This window comes from Corallococcus praedator, from assembly GCF_003612125.1.
Taxonomy (GTDB): domain Bacteria; phylum Myxococcota; class Myxococcia; order Myxococcales; family Myxococcaceae; genus Corallococcus; species Corallococcus praedator.
This window is the reverse complement of record NZ_RAWI01000035.1, coordinates 1-22,020: the sequence shown is the minus strand read 5'-3', so window position 1 is coordinate 22,020 and position 22,020 is coordinate 1. Positions and strand designations below refer to the sequence as shown.

The 22,020-nt window shown below is 70.7% G+C and carries 16 protein-coding genes, 1 tRNA gene and 1 pseudogene; 3 read left to right on the top strand and 15 right to left on the bottom strand.

From position 1 onward, the window contains the following. Nucleotides 1-43 precede the first annotated feature (43 nt). From D7Y13_RS07095 to D7Y13_RS07045, 11 genes are all read right to left on the bottom strand, one after another. Complete coding sequence (locus D7Y13_RS07095) at nt 44-3,643, bottom strand: class I SAM-dependent methyltransferase (protein ID WP_120581924.1); 3,600 nt, start codon at nt 3,641-3,643, stop codon at nt 44-46. Between the two features lie 225 nt (nt 3,644-3,868). After that, on the bottom strand, nt 3,869-6,106 hold the full coding sequence (locus D7Y13_RS07090; RefSeq protein WP_120581923.1) for a glycosyltransferase family 2 protein: 2,238 nt from the start codon (nt 6,104-6,106) through the stop codon (nt 3,869-3,871). Next, on the bottom strand, nt 6,103-8,316 hold the full coding sequence (locus D7Y13_RS07085) for a glycosyltransferase family 2 protein (RefSeq protein ID WP_120581922.1): 2,214 nt from the start codon (nt 8,314-8,316) through the stop codon (nt 6,103-6,105). Before D7Y13_RS07085 ends, D7Y13_RS07090 begins: the two co-directional genes overlap by 4 nt. A gap of 7 nt (nt 8,317-8,323) precedes the next feature. Continuing rightward, a complete protein-coding gene (locus D7Y13_RS07080; RefSeq protein WP_120581921.1) occupies nt 8,324-9,760 on the bottom strand; it encodes a glycosyltransferase family A protein in 1,437 nt (478 codons plus the stop codon). Continuing rightward, nucleotides 9,757-10,608 (bottom strand): glycosyltransferase family 2 protein, encoded by an 852-nt coding sequence (locus D7Y13_RS07075; protein WP_120581920.1) that lies wholly within the window; start codon nt 10,606-10,608, stop codon nt 9,757-9,759. The genes D7Y13_RS07080 and D7Y13_RS07075 overlap by 4 nt, the downstream gene beginning before the upstream one ends. After that, entirely contained in the window at nt 10,605-11,915 is a 1,311-nt protein-coding gene (locus D7Y13_RS07070; RefSeq protein WP_120581919.1) for an ABC transporter ATP-binding protein, read from the bottom strand. Before D7Y13_RS07070 ends, D7Y13_RS07075 begins: the two co-directional genes overlap by 4 nt. Beyond that, the gene (locus tag D7Y13_RS07065) at nt 11,912-12,691 is read right to left on the bottom strand and encodes an ABC transporter permease (RefSeq protein ID WP_158620237.1); all 780 of its coding nucleotides are present in this window, start codon (nt 12,689-12,691) and stop codon (nt 11,912-11,914) included. The genes D7Y13_RS07070 and D7Y13_RS07065 overlap by 4 nt, the downstream gene beginning before the upstream one ends. 169 nt (nt 12,692-12,860) lie before the next feature. After that, nucleotides 12,861-12,935, bottom strand: a tRNA-Gly gene (locus D7Y13_RS07060). An 87-nt stretch (nt 12,936-13,022) separates the two neighbouring features. Next, nucleotides 13,023-13,721, bottom strand: coding sequence for a CDP-diacylglycerol--glycerol-3-phosphate 3-phosphatidyltransferase (gene pgsA, locus D7Y13_RS07055; RefSeq protein ID WP_120536713.1), 699 nt, complete (start codon nt 13,719-13,721; stop codon nt 13,023-13,025). A gap of 11 nt (nt 13,722-13,732) precedes the next feature. After that, complete coding sequence (locus tag D7Y13_RS07050; protein WP_120581918.1) at nt 13,733-15,379, bottom strand: tetratricopeptide repeat protein; 1,647 nt, start codon at nt 15,377-15,379, stop codon at nt 13,733-13,735. After that, complete coding sequence (locus tag D7Y13_RS07045) at nt 15,336-16,025, bottom strand: lytic transglycosylase domain-containing protein (protein WP_120536711.1); 690 nt, start codon at nt 16,023-16,025, stop codon at nt 15,336-15,338. Before D7Y13_RS07045 ends, D7Y13_RS07050 begins: the two co-directional genes overlap by 44 nt. Before the next feature lie 88 nt (nt 16,026-16,113). Here D7Y13_RS07045 and nadB point away from each other — a divergent pair, with 88 nt between their 5' ends. The 3 genes from nadB to D7Y13_RS07030 are packed head-to-tail and all read left to right on the top strand — an operon-like array spanning nt 16,114 to nt 19,075. Beyond that, complete coding sequence (gene nadB, locus D7Y13_RS07040; protein ID WP_120581917.1) at nt 16,114-17,703, top strand: L-aspartate oxidase; 1,590 nt, start codon at nt 16,114-16,116, stop codon at nt 17,701-17,703. 6 nt (nt 17,704-17,709) lie between these two features. Then, nucleotides 17,710-18,471, top strand: a complete 762-nt coding sequence (locus D7Y13_RS07035) for a rhomboid family intramembrane serine protease (protein ID WP_120536709.1) — start codon at nt 17,710-17,712, stop codon at nt 18,469-18,471. A gap of 1 nt (nt 18,472) precedes the next feature. Continuing rightward, a complete protein-coding gene (locus D7Y13_RS07030) occupies nt 18,473-19,075 on the top strand; it encodes an LOG family protein (protein ID WP_120581916.1) in 603 nt (200 codons plus the stop codon). A 21-nt stretch (nt 19,076-19,096) separates the two neighbouring features. Here the strand turns inward: D7Y13_RS07030 and D7Y13_RS07025 are convergent, their stop codons facing one another. The 4 genes and pseudogenes from D7Y13_RS07025 to D7Y13_RS07010 form a co-directional block, all read right to left on the bottom strand. Continuing rightward, on the bottom strand, nt 19,097-19,726 hold the full coding sequence (locus tag D7Y13_RS07025; RefSeq protein ID WP_120581915.1) for a hypothetical protein: 630 nt from the start codon (nt 19,724-19,726) through the stop codon (nt 19,097-19,099). Then, nucleotides 19,723-20,289: an orotate phosphoribosyltransferase gene (gene pyrE, locus D7Y13_RS07020; protein ID WP_120581914.1), complete on the bottom strand. Its 567-nt coding sequence runs from the start codon at nt 20,287-20,289 to the stop codon at nt 19,723-19,725. The genes D7Y13_RS07025 and pyrE overlap by 4 nt, the downstream gene beginning before the upstream one ends. A 3-nt stretch (nt 20,290-20,292) precedes the next feature. Next, nucleotides 20,293-21,450 carry a ParB/RepB/Spo0J family partition protein gene (locus tag D7Y13_RS07015; RefSeq protein WP_233595228.1) on the bottom strand — a complete coding sequence of 386 codons (1,158 nt, stop codon included), beginning with the start codon at nt 21,448-21,450 and terminating at the stop codon, nt 20,293-20,295. Nucleotides 21,451-21,772: 322 nt separating this feature from the next. Beyond that, nucleotides 21,773-22,020, bottom strand: a pseudogene (locus tag D7Y13_RS07010) (polymer-forming cytoskeletal protein); the annotation flags it as partial.

Genomic DNA, 22,020 nt, shown 5'->3' with positions numbered 1-22,020 from the left:
TCCCTCCCGTGTATGAGCTTGGGAGGGAAGCCGGAGTCGTGGCCTAGCTGGCGGACCGCTTCAGGACGGGAGCCTGGGCGATTCCGGAGAGCAGGTCCCGCAGCTCCGTGGCCTGCGTCTCGTAGCCTCGCACCTGGGCGCGCTGCGGATTGCGGTGGTGGGCAAGCCGCTCCGGATGCGTCAGCAGCTCGCGGAGCGCCCGCCGGAAGCCTTCCCGGTCGCCAATCTCCACGATGTTGCCATTGACGCCTTCGACGACGTCCTCGACCACGCCACCCGAAGCCGTGACGAGCACCCACACGTCCCGGGCCAGGGCCTCCCGCACCGCCAGACCGAAGCTCTCCTTCCACTGCGAGGGCATGAGCAGCACGTCGACGCCTTCGAAGAAGGCATCCAGCCCGTCCTGATCATAGGGCGGGACGACCTCCACGCGGCCGGGCACCTTCCACTCCTTCGCGTCGATGGAGGCGGAGCCCATGCGCAACTGGATGTCGGTCATCTTCAGCACGTACTGGTCCTCGGGCATCGATTCGAGGATGTCCTTGAGCCAGAAGTAGCCCTTGTGCACCGCGCGGCCGCCCAGGTACGCGAAGCGCACGGGGGTCTTCTCCGGCCGGGGGGTGCGCTCGCGCGACGGCAGGATGACGCCGTTCTTGTTGACCTTGATGCGGTCCGGGGCGATGCCATTGGCGATGTAGAGCTGGCGCTGGAACTCGCTGGGCGTGAGCAGCAGGGCCGCGCCATCCAGCACCTTGCGCAGCGCGAACGTCCGCTTGAAGGTGAAGCGCGAGTCCGGCACGCACTTGGAGCAGACGCGCAGGTCGATGCTCTTCTGGTTGCAGTAGGTGGAGTCCTCGCGAACCATGAACTGCCGTTCGCACAGCCACCACGCGTCGTGCAGGGTGATGGTGTAGGGGATGCCCTCCTGCCGGCACGCCGTCGCGAGCGAGGCGCTCAGCATCTGGATGGAGTGGAAGTGCACCACGTCCGGGCGCACGGCCTTGAGCACCTGGGTGAACAGCTCCCCCATGCGGGGGTTCTCGTAGTCCAGCGCACGGTCGCCACCGTGCGGCACCTGCGCGGCGATGACGGGCAGGCCCCCGGTCTCGTAGCGCACCACCGAGTACGCCGACAGCGGCGACTCCAGGATGCCGGTGAAGACGGTGACGTCACAGCCGTTGTCATGGAGCCGGTGCGCCAGCTGCTCCGCGACGATGGTGGCCCCGCCGAAGCTCAGCGGCGCGAAGAGGATGTTCGCCTCCAGCACCTTGAGGCGCGGGGGAGACGGCGGAGGCAGGTGCTTGAGCACCGGCTGGAGCCGCTCGGTGGCCACCACGGCGGGATGGTAGCGGCCCATCACGCTGCGGTACGCCGCCTCGCCCATCCGCTGGCGCAGGCCCGCGTCCTCCACCAGCCGCGACAGCGCGCGCTCCCACTCCGCGCTCGTCGTGGCGATGAAGCCGTTGCTGTCGTTCTCGACGATCTCCCGGAACGGCCCCGCGCCCGAGCACACCGTGGGCACGCGGAACACCGACGCCTCGATGTACTTGATGTTGCTCTTGGCGTCGTTGAAGAGGGTCTTCTCCAGGGGCGCGATGCTGATCTGCCAGGAGGCCAGGGCGCGCAGGTAGTCGTCCGCCTCCAGGAAGGGAATGCGGAAGACGCGGTCGGAGAAGCGCTCGAAGCCCTCCGGCAGCTCCAGGAAGCCGTGGATGGCCAGGCGCACGTTCGGGTAGCGCTCCATCACGGACTGGATGGCGTCCGACGCGACGGCGAAGTCGGCGTCGTGCGTCCGGGTCCCGCTGCCATAGCCGATGGTGACCATGCCCGCGTCCACCGTCGGCGGGCGCTGCTCCATCTCCTCGGACAGCGCCAGGATGCCTTCGTCCAGGCAGTTCTCGACGACGTAGACGTCGCCGGTGACGACCTTGCGCATGGCCTCCGCGATGGTCGGCGTGCTCGCGATGGCGTGCTCGCACATGCCGAGCGCCTTGCGATAGAGCTTCGCGCCGTCCAGCAGCAGGTCGCGCTCCTTCTTGGGAAGGCCCTGCACGTTGCTGTTCCGGCGGTACTCCTCCACGTCGAAGATGAGGTCATCGACTTCGAAGAAGTGGGGCAACCCCAGACGCTTCACCTCTTCGAGCGTCTCCACGACGTCGGGGAACGCCGGCACCCGGTAGAAGATGACCAGGCCATGGAACTGGAGCGCCGTCTTGCATTCGGCGTGGTCGTTCCAGCGCAGCACGGTGACCTCGTTGCCCAGCCGGCGGAACATCTCCACCTTCTGGTCCACGCGGTAGCGCTTGCACTGGGGGAGCGACAGCTCCGCGATGATGAGGATGCGCCGCCCGATGCTGGACCGGGAGTCCTTCGTCAGCGGCACCGTCCACGGCTGGGGGCGCGCTGCCCGGGCGATGGCCACGGCGGTGCTCCCGGCGGGGCTGGGCGCGAGCTGCTCCGCCCTGGGCAACCGCGCCAGCTTCGCGCCGACCTTGTGGAGCGTCTGCTTGCCGCGCTGGTAGACCTTCCCGCGAAGCGTGCCGGGGGGCAGGACGCGCTCGCGCGCCGCCCAGTAGCGGTTCACGAGCTTCCACCCGAGGCTGCCGTTGATGTGCGCCAGCTGCGAGCGCTGCTGGGACGCCAGGGCATCCAGTTCGGAGACGCGGTGCGCCTTCTGGTCCAGCTCCACCTGGAGCACGCGCTGGGCCTTCTCCAGCTTGTCGAGTTCCGCGGAGCGGGCGCTCAGGGCGATGGCATCCGCGCGGGCCCGGAGCCGGGCGGCCTCCACGTCGGCCTGGAGCTGCTCGGCGCGGCGGGTGGTGGCGTCGATGCGCTGGGAGAGTTCATCGCGCGTCTGGGTGAGCTGGTCGCGCGTCTGGGTGAGCTGGTCGCGCTCCTGGCTCAGCCGGTCCCGCTCCGCGATCAGCTGCTGGGTCTGAAGCTGGAGCGACAGCCGGGAGCCCAGCGCGAAGAAGGCGGCCTTGAGCCGGGCGGCCTCCTCGCCGCGCGCCTCCACCAGGGCGCGCACGCCCTCGGGTTGATCCGGGCCCACGGCCAGGACGCCCAGGCCGTGACCGTGGTCGAACTCGAAGGAGGGATGGCGCCCCCGCAGCTCTTCCCACAAGCGCCAGACGCCGAAGTTGCGCTCCCGGACGTTGGTGTCGTGAAACAGGATGACACCTGAGCGGCTCATCTTGGGCAGCCACTGCTCGAAGTCCGCTCGCACCTGCTCGTACGTGTGGCAGCCGTCGATGTGGAGCAGGTCGATGGAGCCGTCCGCGAAGGCGCCCGCCGCCTCGGAGAAGGTCATCGCGTTGAGGCGGGAGAAGCCGCCGTACAGCGGATCATGATGCGCGCGCAGGTCGGCGAGCACGTCCGACCCATAGAAGCCCGCTTGCGCATCCCCCTTCCACGTATCCACCGCGTGGCACTTCGTCTCCAGCTTCAGCGTGTCCACGGCCTGGCAGAACGCGCAATAGGACACGCCCGAGTGCGTCCCCAGCTCCACGAACGTCCGGGGACGCGCGAGGTCGATGATGAACATCGCGAACGGGACGTGTTCAACCCACGCGGAGGAGGCCAGAAGCCGCTTCGGCACCGTCAAGCTGAGGGGATGGTCCAGGGGATTGAGCAGTGGGTGCATGGTGTTCTTGGCGTCAGGAAGGCCTGGCCCCGATACACGGGGCACGCCCCCCTCTCCAGGCGTTGGCGCGGTGGCGGGGCTTCGAACAGGCGCCCGCCCGATGATGGACGTCCCTCCATGTCATCTGCCCTGGAGAGCGTCAAGGCCGGGAGGCCGCCTCCTCTCCAGGGGGGGAGACAGCCCCTCCGTCCCCGTCCCCGTCCTGCCGTTTGGACTTTCCGCCCGTCAGCGCGGCGGGCGGGGAGGCCACGCGAAGCGCAGCATCTCCGTGCCCAGTGCGTGATTGGGGCTGTGAAACGCATCGCTGTCGAGAGTGTCCTTCCACCGAGCCTTGAATGCGGCGGCGGCAGCGGACGGGACCACCTCCGGCTCCCTCGCGGGCGGCTGTCGCATCAGCTCGGCGTGGGGCGTCCAGACCGTCCACAAGCCCCGGGCCGCCAGCCTCAGGCACAGGTCCACGTCGCGCCAGGCACCGGGCAGGTGTCCGGCGTCGAAGCCGCCCACGGCCTCGAAGCTGCTCCGGCGCACGGCGAGGCACGCCGCGCTCACCGCGGACACCCGCTGCTGCACCGCCGCGCGGCCCACGTGTCCGGTGCCGTCGCGAGGCAGGCCCCGGTACGGACAGCCCGCGACCCCGTCCGCGCCCATGCCCAACACGAAGCCCGCGTGTTCGACGCGGCCGTCCGGCGCGAGCAGCTTCGCCCCCACCGCGCCCACCTCCGGCCGCAGCGCCTGCGACACCAGCTCCGCGAGCCAGTCCTCGCTGTCCGGGGACAGGTCCGCGTCGGCGAAGATCAGCACCTCGCCCGTGGCGTCGCGCGCGGCCTCGTTCGCGGAAGCGGAGGCCTGCTCGTGAGCGCCGGAGGCCACGCGCCAATCCACATCCCACCCTTGCGCCGAGGCACGCCATCCGTGGAGACGGGCCGTGGCCGCTTCGTGGGTCCGGGCCTGGAGGATGGCGGTCACCCGGGGCCGGGGCGTGGGCAACGGATGGCGGACGCGTTGGAGTGAGGCATTGGCCCCCGGCTCGATGCGCGCACCGGGCTCCGTGCGGTCCAGGTGCTCCTGGAGCGCCTTGCGCGCGGCGATGCTGGCGTAGTCCTTCTCCCCCGCGTGCAGCGCCGTGGAGCCGGGGATGGCGCGCCAGTGGTAGAGCACGCGCGGGACGTGATGGATGCGTTCGGGCGTGGTGCGCTCCATCACGCGCAGGGCCAGGTCGTGGTCCTGACTGCCTTCGAAGCCGACGCGGAAGCCGCCCACCTCGCGCACGCGCTCCGTGCGGTAGACGCCCAGGTGGCTGATGAGGTTCTGGGTGCGGAACAGGTCCAGGTTGAACGCGGGCTTGAGGTACGGATCAAACCGGCGGCCCCGCGGATCGATCTTGTCCTCGTCGCTGTAGACGATGTCCGCGTCGGGGTGCGCGTTGAGGGCTTCCGCCACGCGGAGCAGTGCGTCCTCCGGGAGTTCGTCGTCGTGGTCGAAGAGCGCGACGAACTCGCCCTGGGCCAGCGCCAGCGCGGAGTTGGAGGCCGCGGAGATGTGACCGTTGGTGGGCCGGACGACGAAGCGGATGCGGGCATCGCGCTGGGCGCAGTCCTCCAGCACGGCGCGCACGTGGGGCTGGCGGGAGGCGTCGTCCGCGATGCACAGCTCCCAGTGGGGATAGAGCTGCGCGCGCACGGAGTCGATGGCCCGCCGGAGCCAGACCTCCGGCGTGTTGTAGGTGGGCATCACCACGGACACCCGGGGCTTCCAGGGCAGGGCCTCCGCCGTGCGGCGCAGGGACTCGCGGTCCGCGTCGGTGAGCGTGTCGTACTGCGCCACCCAGTCGTCGTAGCTTTCGAGCGACAGCCTGCCCTGGGACTTCTGGCCCAGCACCCCATCCACGCCCTGGAGTCCCCCGGTGCGCAGGGCGCCCAGGTAGCGACGGGCCACCTGGGGAATGCGCTGGGGCTCCCGTACGAGTCGCAGGGCCAGGGGCAGGGTCGTGCGCAGCGCGGCCTCCGTCCGGCCCACGCGCACGGCGCGGACGTCGGTGAGGCGGAAGCGCGTGGCGTGGCTGACCGGGCCCAGGCGCAGCGCGTGCACGGCGTCTGGAAGTCGCACGAGGGCGCGAGCACGACCGTGGGCATCCAACGGCAGCCGGATGCTCTGTTCGGCCCCCGCGACGCCCGTGTCCACGACGAGCACGGGCGAGGCGGCGCCGGGGGCTTCGGTGCGGAGCTGGAAGGAGAGCTGTGTCCAGCCCGTGGGCAGCGGTTGCCTGTCGGCCGTGAGGGCCACGAGGGCCCCGGCGCCGTCGGCGTTCCACTCGAAGGGGCCTCCGCTGTCGGCGGTCACTCCCGTGACGGGTTCAGGTGTCAGGTGGACGGTGGGCCGCGTCACGCCCATGCGCACTTCGTGAGCCGCATCCCGCGTCAGGCGGGCCAGCTTCCGGCGCCGGCCTTCAGGCACTTCGCTCATCGGTCTGTTCCTTCCGCATCCGAGGGTTCGAGGCACGGATGGCCAAAGGGATCACCTCTGGGGGTGCGCGGGTGACGCGTCCACGCCTCGCGCAAGCGGGGGGCATCCCGCGCGTCGTCGCCATCGCTCCGTGCCTGGGTCCTCACGAGCCGGGCGTGGGGGGTGTACAGCACGCGAAGGCCTCGCGCGCCCACGCGCAGGCACAGCTCCGCGCCCCGGGCATCGTCCGACGTGAAGGACTCGTCCCATCCGCCCAGGGACTCCAGCACGTCGCGACGGATCATCGCGCAGGCGCTGGAGACGGCCAGCAGATCTCGGGGCCAGTGCGAGCCGCCGAAGTCCCGGAGCGACGGATCCGGCAGCCCCGCGAAGGGCCGCAGCAGCCGACCTTCCGAGCCGAAGCACAGGCCCGCGTGCAGCACGTGCCCTTCAGGGGAGAGGATCCGCGCGCCCACCACGCCCACGTCGGGACGCAGGGCCTGTGAGGACAGCTCGGCAAGCCAGCCCGGTTCGGTCGGCAGCGTGCCGGCGTCCAGGCTCAGCACGAGGTCCCCACTCGATGCGCGCAGGAGTCGGTTCGCCACGGCCCCGGGCGTCAGGGTTCTCTCCACGCGAACGCGCACGACCTTCGCGGGGGACGCGACCGACGCCGCGGCCCCCGGCTCGCGCCCCCCGAAGACGGGCACGAGCACTTCCACCTCCAAGCCGTCCGTCAGGGCGAGCAGCGATTCGAGTCCTGCCTCGGTGCTCTCACCTGACAACAACACCGACACACGGGGGCGATGGGCGATCGAGCGGCGGATCCGGTACAGCCCCGGCGCGGAAGTCTCGACCGTCGCCGCCTCCCCCGCGCGCTCCAGGTGCGCAGTCACTGCGCGGCGACCTGCCTCGGACGCGGCGGGCTTGGCGCTCGCATCCGTGGCGGTGGAGCCCGGCAACGTGCGCCAGTGGTAGAGCACCTTGGGAATGTGGGCGAAGCGCCGCGTGCGCTCCATCAGCCGCAGAAGCAACTCATGGTCTTGCGCGCCCTCGAAGCCGGGCCGGATGCCGCCGACCTCGCGGAGCAGCGACGTGCGCACCACCAGGAAGTGACACACGTAGTTCACCGCGCGCAGCAGCTCCGGGGACAACTCCGGCTTCAGGTAGGGCGCGAAGCGCTGTCCCCCCGCATCCACCTTGTCCTCGTCCGAGTAGAGGACCTCCGTGTCGGGAGCGGACGCAAGACGCAGCGCCACCTCCGCCAGCGCATGCGGGGCCAGCAGGTCGTCATGGTCGAGGAAACCGACGAACTCTCCCCTGGCCATGGCCAGCGCGGCATTCGTCGCGCGAGCGATGCCCTGGTTCTCCGGCAGCCGTTCGAAACGGATGCGCGCATCCCCGGCCGCGAGCCGTCGCAGCGTCGCGGCGACCCCCGCGCCACGCGAACCATCGTCCACGATGCACAGCTCCCAGTGCGGATACACCTGCGCCGTCACGGAAGCGATGCACGCCTGGAGCACCTCGACCGGCGTCTCCCACGCCGGGGTGACGAGGCTGATGAGGGGACGCCGCGTCAGCCCTTCGAGCGCGGTGGTCGCGGCCCTGACGTCGCGCGCCTCCTGCTCGCGGGCAGCCCGCGCGTAGGCCTCCGGCTCGGGCATCACCAGGACCGGCCGGGCCGCGCCGAGCATGTGTCGCAGGGTCCGGACACAGGCATGGTTGAAGCCAATCTGCCGCCGCCACACCTCGCGCCACAACGGAAGCCCCACGGTCCCTGGAGGCTGGGACGCCAGCACGTCACAGCGCGCATCCAGCGCATCCAGGGGCCCGCGCACACCGTCGGTCCGCAGGGGCCAGTCCTGCCCGGACAGCAACGCCACGAGGGCCCCGTTCCAGGACTGTTGTTCGCGCAGGCCCGGCGCCGCGGGCAGCCACGCGGCCTTCACGCCCAGCGGCAGGGGATCCGCGAGCGGAGCAAGCTCCCTCCGCGCACGCTCCGGCAGCGTCCGCTCCGGCTGCCGCAGCAGCGAGGCCAACAGGGCGTTGAAGTGGACCTGACGCGAGAGCAACAGCCGCTGCACGGGCCCGAGTCCCACCGTGCCCAGGCGCTTGGCGGTGGTGATGGCCGAGCCCCAACGCGCCCGGTGCGACGGAGGCACGTCGAAGCCGAGCACCTGCGTGAAGGCCTCGAGCGGCGGCGGAAGCCCCCCACTGTGGGTGGAGTGGTTCATGGCCGGCTCAGGGAGTGCGGTCGAGCTTGAGCCGGTCCGCCAGCGCCCGCAGCGTGTCGTGGATCCAGGGGATGGAATGAAGGCGCGCATTCACCCCATCCACGAGCCGGTGGCGGAACTCACGCGCCAGCAGGGCCTCTTCACGGGTCTGCACGACCGCAGCGGTCCAGGCACTCACCCGGCGCAGCAGCCAGGGGTCCGACGAGGCGGAAGCCGCACCGCCCCCCGGCGCCATGCAGGGCCCGCGCACTTCACACGAGGCGATGCCGCCGAGGAACACCGGCACGAAGAGCGCGCCCAGCCGCACGGGCAGGTCCCCGATTCCCCCCTGCCCCACCCCGGTCAGCGGGAAGGGACCGATCCGCGTCCGGTCGATGACCAGCACATGGACCAGCTCCGGGTGAAGCGTGAGGTGCTGCACCTCCAGCTGCTCCCCCAGCGGAAACGGCACCTTCGCGCGAACGTACGGCATGGCCCCGGCGCTGGACGCCCACTCGGTGCGGAAGGACCGCGCCACCGCCCAGGCCGCGCTGCTTCCCTGGAGCGCCTGGACGAGGTGCGCGTAGTGACGTGGATACACCAGGCACCGCGCATCCAGCAGCGCCAGGTACTGGCCCCGGGCCTGACGGAGCGCCGCCGCGTACAGGTCGCCCGCCGGAGCGCGCACCACGCGCGGCTGGAACGTTCCCAGCTTCGCGTAGCGCTCCAGCGACGCCTCGGCGGCGGACAGGTCACTGTCTTCCGGCGCCGCGAGGAGGAGTTCCAGCGGCTGCTGCTCCTGACACGCCAGCGCGAAGAGCGCTTCGTCCAACATCGCGGCGGAGGCGCGCGGGTCATGCAACAGCACGACGCTGAGCAGCCCCTGTTCAAGCGCCCGCGCCGGCGCCTCCGGGACGATGGCGTAGAGCCCCTCCTCCACCTGCGTGGACACGGAGAGCTGGGCCAGCAACGCCCGCAGGGCCTGTTCGGCGTCCGCCGCCAGCGCGGTGGAACCCGACGCGCCAGGCAGCACTTCCCGGTGGGCGATGCGATAGCCCGCGTCGGACAGCCGCCGCAGCATCCCCTGCTCGGAGATGCCGGCACGCACGGGCGCGGTGCCCAGCCACGTCTCCAGCAGTGCACGGGCCGAGCCCGCGTTGCGCAGGTGGAACAGCACCTCCGCACGCGGCGCCTCCTGCCGCAGCACCTCCAGCCCGCCCGTCAGCACGTGCGACACGGCGTCGCCGGTGAGCACCACGTGGGACGGCTCGGTGCCCTCGGGTCGCGTCCACGCCGGTCCGGGCTGCTCCCGCACGTCACACCCGTGGGCGCGCAGCGCCGCCGCCAGCGGCTTCGCCTCGCCCACGAGGCACACCACCGCCCCGGCCCGCACGCGCGACAGCACGAAGGCGGTCAGCCGCTCCGGCGCATCGGATGTCGCGACCTCCTCCGGCATGGCGTTCACCAGCGCCTCCTCGCGAACTCGAGGTGATGGCCGAACTCGGCGATGCGCGACAGGCGCCACCCGGGGTTCACGACCTCCGGCACGGCGAACGGTTCGCCCCCCAGCGCGGAGTACTCCCGCAGGCGGTCGCGCATGAACGTGGCGTTCCCGTACTTCGCTCCCAGCAGGGCCGCGCTGCGGCGCACCATCCGCTCGCGCAACGGACTCTCCTCCCGGGTGACGGTGTAGTGGTGCACGCGCGCCGCCGGGGCCACCCGGACGGACAGCCCCAGGGCCCGCGCCCGCCACGACAGGTCCACGTCCTCGCAGTACATGAAGAAACGCTCGTCGAAGCCCCCCGCCCTGGCATGCAGCTTCCGCGTGACGAGCAGCACGCAGCCACTGCACCACGGCGTCTCCCCCGTCACCGGATCATAGGGTTTGGGGTGTTCATCCGGGAACAACCGCGCCTCCACCAGGCCGGTGTCCGGCATCCGGTCCGCCGCGTGGACCAGCTCGCGCACGCAGTACGGGTGCAACACCCCGTCCGGGTTCACGCAGATGTAGTGACGCACCCCGGGCGTCCCGAAGGCTTCCGCCATCAGCCGGTTGTGCGCGCCGCCGAAGCCCAGGTTCTGGCCGGAGTAGCGGTAGTCCGCCCGCGCATCCAACCGCGTCACCACCGTGCGCAGCGAGTCGTCCGGCGAGTTGTCCAGCCACGTCACGCGGAAGCCAGGCGCCCCCACGGCGTCACGGTTCCACTGGAGCGACGTCCACAGTCGCTCCAGCTCCTGCGTCGGGTTCCGGTACAGCACGATGCCCAGCCAGATGCCCGGCTCCCCCCGGCCTGCCGCATCCCGCCCGCTCACGAGCCTACGTCTCGCACCTGCGCCACGCGCGCCCCGACACCCTCCACCACCCAGCGATGCACCGGCCGCGTGACGCCCACGTCCTTGACCCCGGAGCGGACCTCGAAGGCACACGCCGCTTCGCGCTTCTGCAGCACCTGCCCGGCCGCATCACGCACCGTCACCGTGAACGCATAGCGGCCCGCCGTGAGCCCCAGCCGGTCGACGACGAAGCGCACCGAACCGCTTCCCGGCGTCTCCGCGCGAAAGGGCACGCGCTCCACGAAGGTGTCCGTGCCGTAGACGACCACGCCGTCCGCGCGCGTCAGCTCCAGGCCGAAGCCCAGCCCAGGCGCAGGCGTCCGCGTGGTGAACCCCACGCACAGCTCCACCCCGTCCTCGGAGTCCACCCACTCCGCCACGGAGCCGTCCCGGCGCAACAGCCCCACCGAGTCCACCTCCAGCGGCGAAGGCGCGGCGGACGGCGCCGCGAGCGAAGGCAGGGCCCCGCCGTCGGACGCCAGCGCGGGCGACTCCATCGCCATGCCCCGCTCCTCGGCCAGCGCCACCGCGCGCTTGTAGCTCTTGATGACCTCCGCGGGAGGACCGAACTCACGGATGCGGCCCGCGTCGATCCACGCGCCCAGGTCGCACCAGCGCTCCAGCGTCCCCAGGTCGTGGGTGACGATGACGATGGTCTTCCCGGCCCGCTTGAACTCCGTCATCTTCGCGAGGCTCTTCTTGCCGAAGTGCTCGTCGCCCACGGCCAGGATCTCATCGATGATGAGGATGTCCGGCTCCACGTGCGTGGCCACCGAGAACGCCAGCCGCATGTACATGCCGCTGGAGTAGGTGCGCACCGGCTCGTCGATGAAGTCACCCAGCTCGCTGAAGGTGATGATCTCCTCCATCCGGGCCTTCACCTCCGCGCGCGTCATCCCCAGGATGATGCCGTTGATGAGGATGTTCTCCCGGCCGGAGAAGTCCGGGTGGAAGCCCGCGCCCAGATCCAGGAGCGCGCTGATGCGCCCGTGGATGTCGATGGTGCCCGTCGTCGGCGTGTAGATGCCGCAGATGAGCTTGAGCAGCGTGCTCTTGCCGGAGCCGTTGCGCCCGATGATGCCCACCGTCTTGCCGCGGGGCACCACGAGGTCCACGCCCCGGAGCGCTTCGATCATGGACTTGCCGTCCACGTCGCGCTTGCCCCGGAGCATGCGGATCAGCTCCGACTTGATGGTCGTGTATTCGCGCCGGATGGTGCTCTTGCGGAAGCGCTTCACCACGTTCCGCAGCACGATGGCGTCCGGCGACGCGATGTCGCTGCTCATATGAACTCCGCGAAGTCCTCGCGACGACGCTCGAAGATGCCGGCGGCCACCCAGAGCAGCGCCAGGGAGACGCCCATCCACATGAGGAGCGGCCCTGGATTGGGAAGCCGGTGCTCGTAGAAGATGGACTGGTAGGACGTCACCATCACCGCCATCGGGTTGAGCAGCACGAGGGGGCCCTGCGCGGCGTCCGGCAGCGTGTCCACCCGGTAGAAGACGGGCGTGACGAAGAACCACATGGTCAGGAGGTTGGCGATGATCTGCTGCAGGTCCCGGAACGTCACGTTCAACGCGGACACGATGTAGACCAGCGCCACCGTCATGCTCAGCTGCGTGAGCAGCACCACCGGGAAGGCGATGATGTGCCAGGTGGGCACATAGCCCAGGATGAGCCCCAGCCCGATCATCAGGGGCAGGGACAGCACGTAGTTGCAGAGGTTGGTCACCACCACGGTGGCCGGCAGCACCTGCGCGGGAAAGCGCACCTTGGTGAGCAGGTCGCGCCGATCACTGATGGAGCTGGCCCCGGCCCCCAGGGACGTGGAGAACCAGATCCACGGCAGGAGCCCCACGAACACGAAGTAGGTGTACCCCTCGATCTTCTGCCGCATGTAGACGGTGAAGAGCAGGGAGTAGACGCCCATCTGCAGCATCGGGTTGAGGAACGTCCACAGGAAGCCGAGCACCGAGTTCCGGTACCGCGCCTTGAGCTCCCGTTGGGTCAGGCTGAGCAGGAGGCCCCGGTATTGGTAGAGCTCACGCAGGTTGCGAAGCATGCAGGGCCATCCATACATCATGCGAAGAGGAAGAGGTGAGCAACGGGACTTCCGGGCGCTCGCGGACACGCCCGTCCGGCCGCTCGCCGCATCGCGCCGCGCCGGCCTCGCGCGCGCACCACCTGGAAAAGAAAAAGGCCCCCTGGTTTCCCAGAGGGCCTTTATTTTTTGGAGCGGGAAAAGGGATTTGAACCCTCGACCCTCGCCTTGGCAAGGCGATGCTCTACCGCTGAGCTATTCCCGCATCAGGACTGCCGTACCGCTTGCTGCTTTCCGTCGGGCGGTGCCGCGCCGGAAGTGAGATGGGGTATACAGAGGGCCTTCGGACCCGTCAAACACTTTTCGCATCCGCCTCCGGATCCGCGCCTCCCCTCCGGGCGAGCATGGCCAGGAACGCGCGGAAGTAGACGACGGCGCTCCACACGGAGAACGCGCCCGACAGGTAGACGAGCACCTTGCCGACCTGGTTGTAGTCGACCGTGACGGTCTGGAAGCCCAGGTCCAGCGGGTGCACGTAGTGGACGCACAGGGAGATGATCCCCACGAGCTGAAGGGACGTCTTCCACTTCCCCTCCTGGCCGGCGGCGATGACCATGCCCTCGCTGGCCGCGATGGTGCGCAGGCCGCTGACGATGAACTCGCGCGCCAGCAACACGATGACGACCCAGGCGGCGATGCGGCCCAGGCGGACCATCATCACCAGGGCGGCCATGGCGATGAGCTTGTCCGCCAGCGGGTCCATGAACTTGCCCACGACGGTGATGAGGTTCCACTTGCGCGCCAGGTAGCCGTCCACCACGTCGGTGATGGAGGCCACCGCGAACACCAGCCCCGCGAGCAGCGAGTGGAGCGGATCCGCGTCGTAGGTGAGCCAGACGAACAGGGGGATGATGAGGATGCGCCCCAACGTGAGCATGTTGGGCAGGTTCCAGAACTCCTGCACCAGGATGCTGGGACGGCGGGAGGCGCGCTTGCGGGCCCGCTCCTCACGCTTCTTCTGCTTCCGGAGAGCTCGGTCCGAGGAGGCCATGGGCGCGCTTTCTACCGGACCCCGAGTGCGATGAGGGCAAAACCTTCACCGCCCAGCTCCACCGCCGTGCGCAGTGTCTCCCCGCCAGCGGACTGGAGCAGCGGCACCACACGCGGAGTGAGGTTGCCCAGCCAGCCCACCAGATGGGACAGGGGCACCGACACCGGCGCGTCCATCGTCACCGGCACCGAGCGCAGCGGCCCCGACAGACTCAAGAGCACCCGCCCCTGCCCGCGCAGGTGCACGAGGTCCAGGTCCGGCGCCAGGTCCGACGGCACGCGGCCGTTCTCGAACACCACCGGCTCCTCGAAGGCGAAGACGCTCGCGTCGCGCAGGTAGACGGATTCGTCGTCCAGCACCATCGCCACCAGTTGCCGCCCGGCGGCCGGCTCCAGGTGCAGCGTGCCCTGACCCCGGGCGCGCACCATGGCCTGGACGCCGTCGCCGAAGGGCTTGTCCGTGGCCCGGCCCCGGAAGCGCTTCATCTCCGGCTGGAAGGTGACCTGTCCCTGCACGGCGATGAGCCCCTCCAGACGGGTGAGCAGCTCCCCGCTCACCGACACGGCGACGCTCGCGGGCCCCTGCACGAAGGGCTGGGTCGCGGAGGCACCCGGCAGGACCGCCGTGGGCGCCCACTCGGTGAGCACCGGTGGGTTCACGCCGGGTCCGGATCCGCTCGTGTTCGCGGCCGGGGACGGCGCGGCGCGGACCGGCGCGGGGGGCTCGCTCGCGGCCAGCGCGGCGGAGGTCTCCTCGAACGTGGTGACAGGCTCCTCGGAGACTTCAATCTCCTCCGACACCGGGGTCGGGGGCAGCTCGTCGGAGACCTCCACGTCCTCCCCGGAGGCGAACGCGTCCGTCGTCGCGGCCAGCGCCCGGGCCTGTTCATCGTCGGAGTCGGAGGCAGGGGCGGCTGAACCGGCGGCGAGGCTTGGATCCTCGTCCTCGTCGAAGCGCAGCTCGTCGTCCGAGGGGCGCGGCGGCGGCGTCGCCGCGACGGGAGGTCGGCTTTCCCGGGCGCCCGTGGCGGGAGTCTTCCGGGGTGCTTCGTCCAGGCCGAACTGGGCGCCCCAGTCGTTCTCGCCGGAGCCGGTGGAGGCGGTGGACGCGCCCTCCCCTTCGCCGCCTTCCGCGTCGCGGGGACGGGCGGGCGCGGCGGGGCGGCTGAAGCCTTCACCAGCGATGGCGCGCGACATCTTCTCCGCCATGGCATCGCTGCCGGACAGCAGGAAGTGCTCGCGCGCGCGGCCGTACTCGCCCATCTGGGCGAAGGTCAGGCCCAGGTAGTTGTGGGCCTTCTTGTGATCCGGGGCCAGGTCGGTGGCGGTCTCGAACTCGCGCGCCGCGCGCTGGAGCGCGTTCGTCTTCAGGTAGACGAGCCCCAGGTTGACGCGCAACGTGGGGTCCACCGGGTTGTCCCGCACGAGCATTTCGTACAGGTCCGCGGCGCGGTCGAAGAGGCCCAGCTTGAAATAGGTCAGGCCCAGCAGGTTCTGGGCCTTCTCGTGACGCGGCTGGAGCTGGTGCGCACGCTCCAGGAAGTCCTTCGCTTCAATGACCTTGCCGGCGCCCAGCAGCTCGCTTCCACGGTAGAGCTGCTGCAGGAACTCCTCGTCAGCGGGGCCCGGCTCCTTCGTCCCCTTCGTGCGCGTCGTCATTCTCGGGTGTGGGCTCACGGCTGCTGGCCTCGGCCTGGGCGAGCCGCTCGCGCTCCTTGTAGTGGTAGTAGAGCTGGACGACCTTGCGCACGTACGCCTGGGTCTCCGCGTACGGAGGCACCTGGCCTCCGTACTTCTTCACGGCCTCAGGCCCGGCGTTGTAGGCGGCGACCATCTTCACCATGTCGCCGTCGAACATGTTGGCCAGCACGCGCAGGTAGCGCACGCCGCCCTCGATGTTCTCCTTCGAGTCGAAGATGTCCTTCACGTACATGTCCGTCGCGGTGGCCGGCATGAGCTGCATCAGCCCGCTGGCGCCCTTGTGGCTGAGCGCGTTCGGGTTGAAGTTGCTCTCCGTGTGCATGATGGCGCGCACCAGCGCGGACGGGATGCGGTAGCGCAGCGCCGCCTTGGCGATGTGCGGATCCAGCTCCTCCGGCGTGCGTGCGCGGCCGCGCACCGGAGCGCTGGTGGCGGGCGCGGGTGAGAAGGTGCCGGCCAGCTTGCGCGCCTTGCGCGAGCCCGCCGGGGGCACGTTCGTGTAGACGATCGTCCCGTCCTTCTCCACGTAGCTGTAGATGCCGTCGGCGAACGACGCCGTGGGGGCGAGGGTCAGCAGGGCAAGAAGGACGGTGAGGACACGCATGGCGGCGGCCGAAACCTTAGACAACGGCCGGAAAGTCCTCAAGAAAACGCCTTGTTTCCAGCACTTACCGCCATTAAGGCTGTTCGCCATGCCCCATCGGTTTGATTTCCTGGTCCTGGGCGGAGGCGTGGCGGGTCTGTCGTTCGCCCTGGAGGCGGCCCAGCATGGCACCGTCGCCGTGCTCACCAAGCGCGAGCGGGGCGAAGGCAACACCGCCTACGCGCAGGGGGGCATCGCCGGCGTGCTGGCCCCCACCGACACGTTCGACGCCCACATCGAGGACACCCTCGTGGCGGGCGCGGGCCTGTGTCACCGGGACGCGGTGGAGGTCACGGTGCGCGAGGGCCCCGAGCGGCTGCGGCAGCTCGTCGCCCTGGGCGCGGAGTTCGACCGTCGGGTCGGCGGCGAGTTCGACCTCACGCGCGAGGGGGGCCACTCCGCCCGCCGGGTCATCCACGCGGGCGACATCACCGGCCGCGAGGTGCAGCGCGCGATGCTGGCCGCGTGTGACGAACACCCCAACATCACGTTCTTCCAGAACACCGCCGCCATCGACCTGATGCTGGACAGGAAGCCGCACTCGCCTTCCGCCAGCCGGTGCGTGGGTGTGTACGCGCTCCTGGAGGACGGCGCCATCGAGCGCTTCCTCTCCAAGGTGACGGTGCTGGCCACCGGCGGGGCGGGCAAGGTGTACCTGTACACGTCCAACCCGGACGTCGCGACGGGGGACGGCGTGGCCATGGCGTACCGCGCGGGCGCGCGCGTGGCGAACATGGAGTTCTACCAGTTCCACCCCACCTGCCTGTTCCACCCGGAGGCCAAGAGCTTCCTCATCAGCGAGGCCCTGCGCGGCGAGGGCGGCAAGCTGCGGCTCAAGGACGGGCAGGCCTTCATGGAGCGCTACCACCCCATGAGGGACCTGGCGCCGCGCGACGTGGTGGCGCGCGCCATCGACGCGGAGCTGAAGCGCACGGGCAACGACTGCGTCTACCTGGACATGACGCATTTGGGCCGCGCGTACGTCACCGAGCGCTTCCCCAACATCTACGCCACGTGCAAGGCCTTCAACATCGACATGGCCGTGCAGCCCATCCCCGTCGTGCCCGCGGCGCACTACCAGTGCGGCGGCGTGGTGACGGACCTGCACGGGCGCACCAACGTGCCGGGCCTCTACGCCATTGGCGAGGTGTCCTCCACGGGCCTGCACGGCGCCAACCGGCTCGCGTCCAATTCGCTGCTGGAGGGCCTGGTGTTCGGCCACCGCGCGGTGAAGGTGGCGGCGGAGGAGATCGCCTCGCTGACGCACTCCAGGGAGGAGCCGCCCGCATGGGACTCCGGCAGCGCGGTGGACTCCGACGAGCGCGTCGTTGTGGCCCACAACTGGGATGAGATCCGCCGCCTGATGTGGAACTACGTCGGCATCGTGCGCACGGACAAGCGGCTGATGCGCGCGCGCCGGCGGCTGGAGCTGTTGCGCGAGGAGATCCGCGACTACTACTGGCGCTTCAAGGTGACCCGCGACGTCATCGAGCTGCGCAACATCGCGGAGGTGGCGCACCTCATCGTGGACTGCGCGAGCCGTCGCAAGGAGAGCCGGGGCCTGCACTACACCCTGGACTACCCCCACACCGACGAGCACCAGGGCACGCGCGACACCGTGCTGTCCCGGGAGCTGTGAGCCGCCATGTCGAGTCCGCGCCGTACGCAGAATGAGCTCCCGGGCCCCACTGGCCTGGGCGACGAACCGGGGCCCACGCAGGGCCACCGCGATGGTGACGGCCCGCCGCCTCCGGGGCCGCGGGTCGCCCTGCCCCGCCCGTACGTCTGCTACGCGCTGATGGCCGGCGCGGTGGCGATGTTCTTCCTGGGCCGCTCCCTGGGCCAGACGCTGGTGGGGCCGGACGGGACGCCGGTGGGACACCTGCCGCCGCTGGCGCTCTTCGGTCCGGCGGTGCGCGCGGGCGAGTACTGGCGCCTGCTGGGCATGGTGTTCGAGCACGGCAACGCGCTGCACCTGTTCTTCAACATGTCCGTCGTCTTCACGATGGGCCAGACGCTGGAGCGCGGCATCGGCAGTCTGCGGTTCCTGGCGCTGTCGCTCGTCACCGCGCTGGGCGGCTCCGCGTTCGCGCTCTTCTTCAACTTCAACATCGTGACGGTGGGCGCCTCCGGCATGATTCTCGGCTGGGGCGGCGCGATGCTGCCCATCGCCACGCAGCAGGGCCGCAAGGACCTGTACTTCTGGCTGGTGCAGGTGGCGGTCATCAGCCTGCTGCCCGGCGTGAGCTGGGCAGGGCACCTGGGCGGGTTCGTCTTCGGCCTGCCGTGCGGCATGGCCCTGCGCCAGGGCCGGAAGTTCTACGCGCGCGCCATCCCCGTGCTGCTGTTCATCGCCGCGGCCCTGGCCCTGGTCGCATCCCACCCCGAACGGCACGGAGGTTTCTGACATGGCCGAAGTCAACGTGCGCAGCGTCTGCATCTTCTGCGGTTCCCGCTCGGGCGTGCGTCCCGAGTACCGCGACGCGGCCACGAAGCTGGGCGCCGCGATGGCAAGGCGGGGGCTGACGCTCGTCTACGGCGGCGCCAGCGTGGGGTTGATGGGCGCGGTGGCGGACGCGGTGCTCGCCGGCGGCGGCAAGGCCGTGGGCGTGCTGCCCCACTTCATGGACGCGAAGGAGCTGGGCCACCCGCGCCTGACGGAGATGCACCGGGTGGACTCCATGCACTCGCGCAAGGCGCTGATGGCCGAGCGCGCGGACGCCTTCATTGCCCTGCCCGGCGGCTTCGGCACCCTGGACGAGCTGTTCGAGATCGTCACCTGGGCCCAACTGGGGCTGCACCGCAAGCCCATGGGCCTTCTGGACGTGGATGGCTTCTTCCAGCCGCTGCTCGCGCTGGTGCAGCGCATGGTGGAGGCCGGCTTCGTGCCGGAGACCCAGGCGATGCCCTTCGCGGTGAGTCCTTCGCCGGACGCGCTGCTGGACCGCCTGCTTTCGGGGCCCACCATGCCGGTGACGTCGAAGTGGCTCAAGGACGGCCAGCAGACCTGAGGCCGCGGGCCGCCGCTTCGTTCAGTGGGCCTTCACCTTGAGCTCCGCGCTGCCCAGCGACGAGGCCACGCGCAGCATCACCTGGTCGGTGCCTTCGGGGATGACGGGCTGGCCTCCGGAGAAGGTGAGCGGGAAGCGCACGCGGTAGCCCACCCAGAAGAGGGTGGTGTACGGGTAGTAGGCGCGCACGTTGAGGTCCGCCCGGCCGATGCGGCGGACCTCCACGGGCGTCACCTCGCCCGCGGGCGTCACCAGCGCGATCCGCCAGATGCTGTTGCGGTTGGCGAAGTCGTCGTAGCGCGAGTCGTTGACGTGCACGCCCAGGAAGAACTCGTGGAACTGCGCCGCCTCCGCCTGTTCCTCGGCGAGCAGCGACTCCACCTTCGCCGCGGGCAGCGTCTGGAAGAGCGCGCGGCGGCGGATGCGGGCGTCGCGGAAGACGGGCGTCTGCAGCGTGGCCCCCGCGAAGATGCGCGTGTCGAAGCCGTCGTAGATCTCCTTGCGGTCCGAGTACCGGTCCAGCACCGCCATGTACGCGGCCTCCGCCTTCGGATCATCCAGCGTGGGAGCAGGCTCCCCGACGAGGGGGGGCGTGTTGGCGCAACCGCCCAGCACGCCCAGCAGCACCACGGCCACCAGCAGCCTTCTCACGGGATGAAGTCCTTGCGCGTGAACAACGTGGTGAGGCGGTGGCCGGAGGCCTCCACGGCCTCGCGTCCGCCTTCCAGCCGGTCCACCAGCGCGAAGGCGCCCAGCACCGTCAGGCCCTCCAGCTTCGCCCGCTCAATCGCCTTGAGCGTGGACGCGCCCGTCGTCACCACGTCCTCCACGATGGCCACCGGCGCACCGGGGCCCAGCGCGGCCAGACCTTCAATCCACTGGCCGGTGCCGTGGCCCTTGGGCTCCTTGCGCACGATGAAGGCGTGCAGCGGCGCGCCCTCCAGGAAGCTGGTGAGGCTCACCGCCGACGCGAGCGGATCCGCGCCGAGCGTCAGCCCACCCGCGGCCACCGCCGACGGAGCGTCGCGCCGGATGGCCTCCAGCAGCAGCCGGCCGATGAGGTAGTGGCCCTCGGCGAGCAGCGCCGTGCGCTTGCAGTCGATGTAGAAGTCCGACTCCTTGCCGGAGGAGAGCACCACGCGCCGCCGCTCGAAGGAGCGCTGGGTGAGCACCTCCAGGAGCCGGGCGCGGTCGCGAGTCAGCGATTCCGCCATGGCCTACAGACCCTCCAGGTACTTCACCAGCTCCGCCGAGTAGCGGACCTGCATCAGCAGCTCCGCGCGCCGGGATTCGTCCAGCGAGGAGAACACGTCCGCCAGCAGCGACAGGTCCTGGTTGAGGGCGCCCATGCGCTGCGCGACGTCCGCCGCCAGCTCATCCGCGTCGATCTCCTCTTCCACGCCCTCCGGCGCCAGCGTCTCCTCGGTGGCGAGCGCCTTCTCCAGCATGTCGCGCACCGGCGCGGTCAGCCGGCCTTCGGCCTCCAGCGAGTCCCGCTTGGCCTCCAGCGTGTCGTGCTCCACCGGCGAGGCGTGGATGGCCTCCGCCAGCGACAAGAGCAGCGCGTCCTCGTCGGACAGCTCCTCGTGCACGCGGACCTGCACCTGGTCGCGCTTGAGGAAGCGCAGCGCCGCCACGCGCCGGAAGCCGCAGATGAGCTGGTAGCGCTCCTCGCCGCGCGGGCGCACGTCCACCGGGAACAGCTGTCCCAGACGCGCCAGGTCCGTGGCCAGCTCGGACACGTCGCCTTCGTCGCGCAGACGGAAGGTGGTGTCCTCCTCCAGTCGCTCCAGCGGCAACACCATCGCCGTCACCTGTCCCATCACGCGGGGCTCCACGGCCTCCGCGAGGGGCTCCTCGTCCGGGGTCGCCACAGCTTTGTCGGAACCGCCATCCGGGCCGGGGGCTTCTTCCTGGCTCGCGCGGCTCGCCACGTCCCAGATGCCGGCGCTCAGGAGCGCTGCGTCCACGCCCGACACCGGGCCGGAGCGCGCCTCGTCCTTCGGCTCGCCAGGGGCGTCCGCCACATCGCCGCCCGACGGCAGCTCCACGTAGCGGCCCGGGCCCGACTGTTCCGCGGAGGCTTCGGAGCCCGTACCGGCCTCGGACGGAGCGCCCGTTTCGCCAGTCGTTCCGGAGGAAGCACCCGCATCCGGGCTCGTCGCGGAGGCACCTTCCGTCGCGCCGCCCGTGCCTGCCTCGGGGTTCGTCGAGGCCCCATCGCCGCCGGCTCCGGAGGCCGCACCCGCATCCGGGTTCGTCGCGGCCGCGGCAGTCGCCTCACCGCCGGTTCCGGACTCGGAGCCCGTCACGGCCGCGGTGCTCGCGTCGGTTCCACCGCTGGACGCGTCCACCGTGCCGCCGCCGGCTTCCACCGGGGCCCCAGGGGCGTCAGCTGCTCCATCGCTTGCTTCCGCTTGCGCTCCACTCACGGCGTCGCCACCCGCTCCCGCCTGAGAGGCGCCTTCCGAAATGACTTCCCCACCCGCGCCCTGCGCGTGCGAGGTCCCTGCCACGCCCTCGCCATGCTCCGGCGGGGACGCTTCGGACGCGCCCTCCTGCTGGGACGGCGTCGCGTTCTCCCCAGGTGTGCCCGGCATTCCTTCCTGTCCCTCGGCCCTGTGCTCGGCGTCCATGGTGGCACCCCCGGTTGTTCCACCCCCGCGCCGCCGGAAACGGCGGCGCGGTGGGCGGGCTCTAGCGGGACTTCTTCACCACGACCTTCTTCTTCGCGCCAGCGGCCACCACGCGGGACATGGGTCCCGAAGCACTGCTCGCCTGCTCAGTGGGTGGCGGGCGCGGCGGCTCGGGCGCGCGCGCGGTGAACGTGGGCGCCGAGGGCGGCGGCGGCGGCAGCGGCTTGCTGGCCGGAGCCGAGGGCCGGGACACCACCGTGGCCGGCGCCGTGCTGGCGGGCGCGGGGCGCGCCGGAGGCGGCGGCGGGG

Excerpts from the sequence above, each read along its gene's own strand:
- D7Y13_RS07050 (WP_120581918.1), bottom strand. The coding sequence starts at position 15,379 with ATGACGACGCGCACGAAGGGGACGAAGGAGCCGGGCCCCGCTGACGAG.
- D7Y13_RS07065 (WP_158620237.1), bottom strand. The coding sequence starts at position 12,691 with ATGCTTCGCAACCTGCGTGAGCTCTACCAATACCGGGGCCTCCTGCTC.
- D7Y13_RS07085 (WP_120581922.1), bottom strand. The coding sequence starts at position 8,316 with ATGAACCACTCCACCCACAGTGGGGGGCTTCCGCCGCCGCTCGAGGCC.
- D7Y13_RS07045 (WP_120536711.1), bottom strand. The coding sequence starts at position 16,025 with ATGCGTGTCCTCACCGTCCTTCTTGCCCTGCTGACCCTCGCCCCCACG.
- D7Y13_RS07035 (WP_120536709.1), top strand. The coding sequence starts at position 17,710 with ATGTCGAGTCCGCGCCGTACGCAGAATGAGCTCCCGGGCCCCACTGGC.
- pyrE (WP_120581914.1), bottom strand. The coding sequence starts at position 20,289 with ATGGCGGAATCGCTGACTCGCGACCGCGCCCGGCTCCTGGAGGTGCTC.
- D7Y13_RS07095 (WP_120581924.1), bottom strand. The coding sequence starts at position 3,643 with ATGCACCCACTGCTCAATCCCCTGGACCATCCCCTCAGCTTGACGGTG.
- pgsA (WP_120536713.1), bottom strand. The coding sequence starts at position 13,721 with ATGGCCTCCTCGGACCGAGCTCTCCGGAAGCAGAAGAAGCGTGAGGAG.
- D7Y13_RS07090 (WP_120581923.1), bottom strand. The coding sequence starts at position 6,106 with ATGAGCGAAGTGCCTGAAGGCCGGCGCCGGAAGCTGGCCCGCCTGACG.
- D7Y13_RS07030 (WP_120581916.1), top strand. The coding sequence starts at position 18,473 with ATGGCCGAAGTCAACGTGCGCAGCGTCTGCATCTTCTGCGGTTCCCGC.
- nadB (WP_120581917.1), top strand. The coding sequence starts at position 16,114 with ATGCCCCATCGGTTTGATTTCCTGGTCCTGGGCGGAGGCGTGGCGGGT.
- D7Y13_RS07070 (WP_120581919.1), bottom strand. The coding sequence starts at position 11,915 with ATGAGCAGCGACATCGCGTCGCCGGACGCCATCGTGCTGCGGAACGTG.